We start from the raw sequence: 2358 nt of genomic DNA on the forward strand, positions 1-2358 counted from the left end.
TGATGGGGTCGCGGTTCGTACTGGGTGCGGCGGCCCCGGGAGGGAATCATGCTGCGCAAGAGTTCCGCCGTGGCGGTTGTGGCGACCGTGGTCGGGGGCTGGCTCGGTCAGGCGCCCGCCCTCGCCGATCAGGTCCTCCCCCACCCGACCGGCTCGGCCACCTCCACCGAGCAGGCGCCCGCGCCCCCGGCTGTCTGGCCCAAACCCCAACTGCTCCGCGCCCAAGGTCAGTTCGCCCGCGTCACGCCCCGCGTCACCCTGGTGGCCGATCCGGACGCGGACCCCTACGCCCTCGGCGTCATCGAGGACACGCTGCGGACCGAGGGGGCGCAGGAGGTGGTGCGGGCCGCGTACCCCGGCCCGGGCCTGACGGTGTACGCCGGCGCGACCGCCCTGGCCCCGCTCGCCGCCCTCAACGCGCCGCCCCAGGGCGACCTTCCGTCCGGCGGCTACCGGCTCGCGGCCGGCGGGGACACCGTCGCGCTGGCCGGGACCGGCGACGACGGCCTCTTCCACGCGGCCCAGACCCTGCGGCAGTTGGCCACCACGTACCGGGGCGAGCGCGGCTTCGCCGCGGTCACCGTGCGCGACTGGCCCACCGCCCCGGTACGCGGCACCGCCGAGAGCTTCTACGGCGTCCCCTGGAGCCAGGCCCAGCGGCTGGCCCAACTCGACTTCATGGCACGGACGAAGCAGAACCGCTTCCTGTACGCGCCCGGCGAGGACCCCTACCGCCAGTCGCAGTGGCGGGAGCCCTATCCGGCCGCCCAGCGTGCCGACTTCCGGGCGCTGGCCCAGCGGGCACGGCAGGACCACGTCACCCTCGCCTGGGCGGTGGCGCCCGGCCAGGCACTGTGCTTCGCCTCGCAGAGCGACCGGCGGGCGCTGGAGAAGAAGCTGGACGCGATGTGGGCGCTGGGGGTGCGGGCCTTCCAACTCCAGTTCCAGGACGTGAGTTACAGCGAGTGGCACTGCGGCGCCGACTCCCGGGCCTACGGCACGGGCCCCGACGCGGCGGCCCGCGCCCAGGCGAGCGTGGCCAACGCGGTGGCCGCCTATCTGAAGGCCGCTCACGGCGGGCCCGACGGCTCGGGCGGGCCCGAACTCTCTTTGCTGCCCACCGAGTTCTACCAGGACGGCCCGACCCCTTACCGCACCGCGCTCGCCAAGGCACTCGCCCCGGGCATCGAGGTGGCCTGGACCGGGGTCGGCGTGCTGCCGCAGAAGATCACCGGCAGCCAAGTGGCCGGCGCCCGCAAGGCGTTGGGCCACCCGCTGCTGACGCTGGACAACTACCCGGTGAACGATTTCGACCCCGGCCGGCTCTTCCTCGGCCCCTACACCGGCCGTGAACCGGCGGTCGCGACCGTCTCCGCCGGCGTGCTGGCCAGTGCGATGCAGCAGCCGGCCGCCTCCCGCATCCCGCTGTTCACCACCGCCGACTACGCCTGGAATCCGCGCGGTTACGACCCGGCAGCCTCCTGGCAGGCCGCGATCGACGACCTGGCCGGATCCGACCCCGGCACCCGGGCGGCCCTGACGGCGCTCGCCGGGAACGAGGCGTCCTCCGCGCTCGGCGGCCAGGACTCGGCCGCGCTCCAGCCGCTGGTCAAGGACTTCTGGTCGGCGCTGGAACCGGTCGCCGCGGGCGCCCCGAAGGATCTGGCGAAGCTCAAGTCGGCCGCGGCCCGGCTGCGTTCGGCCTTCGGCACCATGCGCACCGCTCCCGCCGCCCTCGACCCCCTCGCCGACGGCACCTTCGGGGACGAGGTGCGTCCGTGGCTGGACCGGCTGTCGGAGTACGGCGCGGCCGGCGAGAACGCGGTGGACATGCTGGTGGCCCAGGCGCAGGGCGACGGCCCGGCGGCCTGGCAGGCCCGGCAGGCGCTGGACCGCAGCCGGGCCCCGCTCGCGCAGGGCACCGCCAAGGTCGGCGCCGCGACCCTGGACGGCTTCTTGAGCCGGGCGGTGGACGACGGCGATGCCTGGCTGGGCCTGCGGGCGGACGGCCGTGCCGCCACCACGACCATGGCCTCGGGCCGCGGCACCGATCCGTCGGCGATGGTGGACGGCAAGGACTCCACCGCCTGGTCGAGCCAGGCGCCGCCGCAGCCGGACGACTCCTTCGGGGTCGATCTGGGGACGGCGCGGCCGGTCAGCGGAGTGCGGATCGCGATGGGCGACGGCAGCGGCTCGGACGACTTCCTGCACGACGCGGTGCTGGAGGTGGCCGACGACGACGGGGCCGGCTGGCGGAAGATCGCCGAGTACCACGACCAGGCGGTGATCAGCGCCGCCTTACCGGCCGGCACCCGGGCCCGCCAGATCCGGCTGCGGGCGGCCAGCACCCAGCCGGGC

Annotated in this window: 1 protein-coding gene; it reads left to right on the plus strand. The window is 75.3% G+C overall.

Annotated features, from left to right (window positions below; genetic code table 11):
- Positions 1-48 precede the first annotated feature (48 nt).
- On the plus strand, positions 49-2358 hold a 2310-nt coding region (locus tag GA0115240_RS28050), incomplete at its 3' end, for a beta-N-acetylglucosaminidase domain-containing protein (protein ID WP_093740932.1).

The sequence above is a fragment of the Streptomyces sp. DvalAA-14 genome, from assembly GCF_900091855.1.
GTDB lineage: Bacteria > Actinomycetota > Actinomycetes > Streptomycetales > Streptomycetaceae > Actinacidiphila.